Genomic DNA, 5,131 nt, shown 5'->3' on the forward strand with positions numbered 1-5,131 from the left:
GCATCTCGTCTTTTTGGACGAGAGGAACAAAAAATGTATCGAGAACCGTTTTTAATGAAATTTTTCTTGTTCTCGATACGATTTTCTATCGAAAATCACTCGAACTGACGAAAAATTATCATTAAAAACTAATTACACCCAGCGGGTTATAAATATAAATAAAAAATCAACAGGTCGCTCCTCTGGAGCTATACTTTCAAAAAAAAAAAAAAACCATTTTATACAAACAGTTAGTCCCGACGGGACTATAATAGCTCCTTTAGGAGCTGTATTTTGTAGAAAAGGTGTTAGACAATAAACTAGCTCCAGAGGAGCGACCTGTCAATATCCATTATAAATATTGGGTAAAAAAAAGAGGTGTATCAATTCACTACACTCTCGCGTTCTTTATTTCCTCAATAATCTCGGGATTTAATAATGTAGAAGTATCGCCAAAGTTAGTGTAATCGCCTTCGGCTATTTTTCGCAAGATGCGTCGCATGATTTTTCCGGAGCGTGTTTTGGGTAAACCAGAAACGAATTGGATTTTATCGAGCTTGGCAATAGGGCCAATTTGGTCTGAGATTAATTGGTTGATTTCTTTGGCCAAATTGTCTTTGTCACGAGTTTCTCCAACTTCTTTTAAGATAACAAAACCATACAAGGCGTTGCCTTTTACATCGTGTGGAAAACCTACAATGGCGCTTTCGGCAACTGCTGGATGTTCGTTGATGGCGTCTTCTATGGGAGCAGTTCCAAGATTGTGTCCAGAAACTATAATAACATCATCTACCCTACCTGTTATTCGGTAATAACCCACTTCATCGCGAAGTGCTCCATCGCCAGTGAAATACTTCCCAGGGAAAGCCGTAAAATAGGTTTCTTTATACCGCTGATGATCGCCCCAAATCGTTCTCGCAATAGATGGCCATGGAAACTTGATGCACAAACTTCCTGTTACTTGATTGCCTTCTATTTCGTTGCGCAATTCATCCATTAAAACAGGTTGTATTCCGGGTAAGGGTAAGGACGCATAGGTTGGTTTTGTTGGCGTTACAAATGCAACAGGAGAAATCATGATACCGCCTGTTTCGGTTTGCCACCACGTATCAACTAATGGGCAACGTTTTCCTCCAACGTGGTCATTGTACCAGTGCCAAGCTTCTTCGTTGATAGGTTCGCCTACTGAGCCAATAACTCGTAGCGAACTTAAAGGATATTTTTGCACATAGTCTAAGCTTTCTTTGGCCAAGGCACGAATGGCTGTGGGTGCGGTATAAAACTGTGTTATTTTGTGTTTTTCGATTACTTCCCAAAAACGACTGTGGTTGGGATAGGAAGGTATGCCTTCGAAAAGTACAGTTGTTGCCCCATTTAGTAATGGACCGTATAAGATATAGGAATGTCCTGTAATCCAACCGATATCGGCAGTACACCAAAAGATATCGTTCTCATTATAGTTAAAAACATTTTTAAAAGTATAAGCGGTATAGACCATATAACCCGCTGTGGTATGAACCATTCCTTTTGGTTTGCCAGTAGAACCGGAGGTGTAGAGAATGAATAATGGGTCTTCGGCATCCATAATTTCGGCAACGTTATTGGGGATGGCATCCTCTAATAATGGTTGTAACCAAAGGTCGCGTCCTTCTTTCATGGTTACTGCTGTGTTGGTTCTTTTTACCACCAAAACTTTCTCTACACTTGGTGTTTTTTCTAACGCTTCGTCTATAATTCCTTTTAGATCAATGGATTTATTGCCCCTATAACTTCCATCGGAAGTAATCACCCATTTGCACTCGCAATCGTTAATCCTTGTAGCTACTGCCGAAGCGGAGAAACCTGCGAAAACAACAGAATGTATAGCTCCAATTCTAGCGCAAGCCAAAACGGCTACTGCCAGTTCGGGTATCATGGGTAAATAAATACAAACTCTATCGCCTTTTTGAACACCTTGTTCTCTGAGAACGTTTGCCATTTTTGAAACTCTGGCATACAACTCATTATACGAAATGTGTAAAGATGGTTCGTCGGGATTATTAGGTTCAAAGATGATGGCGGTTTTTTCACCTCTTCGGGCTAAATGCCTATCGATGCAGTTTTTGGTGATATTGACTTTGGCATCAAGAAACCATTTGAATTTGGCTTCCTGAAAATTAACCTCGAATACTTTTTCCCATTTTTGATACCAAGTAAAATTTTCATCGGCTATTTTGTCCCAGAACTTGCGTGGTTCGCGAACGGACTTATTGTACATTTTGAAGTAATGCTCAAGGTTGTTTATTTTATAGTAACTCATGCTGATGGCTTTTTTTTGAGCGTATAAAAGTAGTGAAAATTGTTTGAGGTGGTTTAAAATTGTTTAAGGTGGTTTAAAGTGGTTTAAAGTTGTTTAAAATTGTTAAGGTGGTTTAAAATTGTTTAAGGTGGTTTAGATAGTTTAGAATTGTATTTTTTATGGATTGGAAGGATTGTTGCAGATTTTTGTGAAAGATTGAATAAAGATGGTTTAAACTTTTCGATTTGCTTTTCTCCGTTTGGCTACTTATCATGGTAACTGCCGTGGCGATAAATCGACGTGACAAATAATTATCATCAAAACTAATTGCTTTTATCAGGTTACGTTGATAAAAAAAAGAATACAATTGATTCATGGTAAGCTATAATTTTTTACTTTAGTGAAATATTTGTTTTTATGTCCATTGTAGTAAAAAAAATATGGCATCGAGATGCTTATAGAATTGCAGTTTTTTTTGGTTATGATACCGAAAAGATTCGTATTGTTAAAACTATAGGTGGTAAATACAGCAAGACACAATCGTGCTGGTATCTTGATTATTCCGCTGATGCCTATAAAGAATTAAAAAAACATTTTACTGACCTGAGCATTGAAAATCCAAAAGAACTACAACAAACGCCATCGGTGACCGGCAATAGCCGTGACCTTTCACCCATAGCTCAAAGCGAAAATCAGTTAGATTCGTTGCTAGCGAATAATCCTGAACATAAAGTGGCTGTGAAGCCGCTTGCACAACAATTGCGTTTGATATTGCTTGATCCTATTGGAAAGTATTGGGTTTTTAAGATGAATTATCATTATCAAATTAGTAAATCATTGCTAGCCATCAAAGGGGTATATTGGAATGGTAATTACAAGTGCTATATGGTGTTGCGTCATCCAAAGGTGAAGGAAGCTGTAGAAGCTTTATTGGAAACTAGTCCGTTTTTTGGTGAGGATTATCTATCAAAAGAGCCAAACTATAAAGGGGAGCAAATAAAAATAACAGCTCATCAGGAAGATACAAGCTGGATGGAAATTCATATTCCAAGGATAGTAGCTATTCATGAAAAATTGAAACGTTTTTCAATGGTTCGCTATAGCAAAGTTAATCAATGTTATTTGCTTCCGGCTGCTCCCATGGTATATGAAGCAGTTCAGTTGCAAATGGAACCGCTAGAGGTTTTACTATTGAATGCGTTGCCCAAGGGCTATTTGCAAGCTAAACATTTGCCTAACAAGAAGCGTCTTGATTTGAGTGCTACCAAACAAAGTATGCTCGATCAGGTGCCAGCAGAAGGACATGAGCCGTTAACCAAAATGCTGAATAATTTGTTGGCATTAAATTATAGTCACAGTACCATGCGAAGCTATGCTGGTGCTTTTATTCAATTTTTGCGCTATTTTGAGTTTAAAAACCCTGAAAGTATTGCACATCAGGAGATTGTTGCCTATTTGGGTTCGCTTATGGAGCGTGGCTTGTCGGCAAGTTCGGGTCATAGCATGGTGAATGGGTTGCAGTTTTATTATCAGCAGGTGTTGCAGTTGCGCGGTTTTGAGTTTAAATTGCCCCGCCCAAAAAAGGAAAAGAAACTACCCACGGTGCTGACCATGGATGAATGTTTGCGAATTTTTCAAATGGTGGATAATCCAAAACACAAGTTATTACTCTTGGTGGGTTATGGTGCTGGGTTGCGGGTGAGTGAAATTGTGACTTTGCAGTGGCAAGATGTGTTGTTTGACGAGCATAAAATTCATATCAAAAATGCCAAAGGAAAGAAGGATCGCATGGTGATGTTGCCCTACTCTATTGTGCAGTCTTTAAAAATTTATAAGGATTTGTATAAGGGGAAGCATTATGTTTTTGAAGGGCAGTTTGCTGGTGAGCCCTATAGTACAAGGAGTGTACAAGAGGTGATGCGGGAAGCATTAAAGAAAAGCGGCTTGGAAAAAAAGGCAACAGTACACACGTTGCGTCACTCATTTGCCACCCATTTGCTTGAAAATGGTACTGATATACGGTATATTCAGCAGTTTTTGGGTCATTCCAGCATCAAGACAACAACTGTTTATACTCATTTGACCAAGGCGGCAGTAGATAAGATTCAAAGTCCACTAGACCGCATGGTGGATATAAACAATAAGAAAAAACTTGAATAATAACTTGTTTATATGAAAAATGTTGCATAACCTTGCGTGTATTTACTAGTTATAGCCAATGGTATCTCAGAAAAGACGCACAAAAAAAACTAAAATAAATGACAATAAAAGAAGCAATTTTAAAAAGCCTTGACGATATAAATAATTTAACAACTTATATTGAAGTTTACAATCATATAGTTAAACAAAATTATTATGAATTTGTCACAGGAAAAACTCCTGCTTCTACTGTATCTGCTTTACTTGGAGACTTCATTCGTAATGGCGACACAAGAGTAAAACGTTTAAAACAAGAAAACGGAACTTATTCTTACTACTTGACAAAAAACGAACAAAATATAGGAATTGAAGTTTTGAGTGGCGACAATGAAACAGCATTAGTAAAACCAACTAAATTAATTAAATCAAAAACATACGAAGAACGAGATTTACATAAACTTTTAAGTAGCTATCTTAAAAATACAGACACTTATTCAAAGACAATTTTTCACGAACAATCTAATGGAAAAGACAATAATCAAATTTGGACGCATCCAGATATGGTCGGTATTAAGTTCTTGAACTTGCAGACAAAAGCAAGTCAAAATTTTTTAAAATCAATCAATCGAGTTGACACTTTTAAAATAAGTTCTTACGAACTGAAAAAAGAAATTAACAGCGACAGCGAACTGAAAAAGGCATTTTTTCAAGCCGTTTCAAATTCAAGCTGGGCGA

The 5,131-nt window shown here is 37.4% G+C and carries 2 protein-coding genes and 1 pseudogene; 2 read left to right on the forward strand and 1 reads right to left on the reverse strand.

Annotated elements, in window-relative coordinates; all coding sequences use genetic code 11:
* Positions 1-370 precede the first annotated feature (370 nt).
* Positions 371-2,278: an acetate--CoA ligase gene (gene acs / locus ACK5ON_RS06630; RefSeq protein WP_409821006.1), complete on the reverse strand. Its 1,908-nt coding sequence runs from the start codon at positions 2,276-2,278 to the stop codon at positions 371-373.
* Positions 2,279-2,674: 396 nt separating this feature from the next.
* Between acs and ACK5ON_RS06635 the strand changes: the two genes are divergently transcribed.
* Positions 2,675-4,417 carry a tyrosine-type recombinase/integrase gene (locus tag ACK5ON_RS06635; protein WP_409821009.1) on the forward strand — a complete coding sequence of 581 codons (1,743 nt, stop codon included), beginning with the start codon at positions 2,675-2,677 and terminating at the stop codon, positions 4,415-4,417.
* Positions 4,418-4,515: 98 nt separating this feature from the next.
* Positions 4,516-5,131 (forward strand): annotated as a pseudogene (locus tag ACK5ON_RS06640) (hypothetical protein); the annotation flags it as partial.

Origin of the sequence: Flavobacterium sp., from assembly GCF_046317795.1 — a bacterium.
In the GTDB taxonomy this organism is placed as follows: domain Bacteria; phylum Bacteroidota; class Bacteroidia; order Flavobacteriales; family Flavobacteriaceae; genus Flavobacterium.

Coding starts and splice junctions, on each gene's coding strand:
- acs (WP_409821006.1), bottom strand. CDS start 2,278: ATGAGTTACTATAAAATAAACAACCTTGAGCATTACTTCAAAATGTAC.
- ACK5ON_RS06635 (WP_409821009.1), top strand. CDS start 2,675: ATGTCCATTGTAGTAAAAAAAATATGGCATCGAGATGCTTATAGAATT.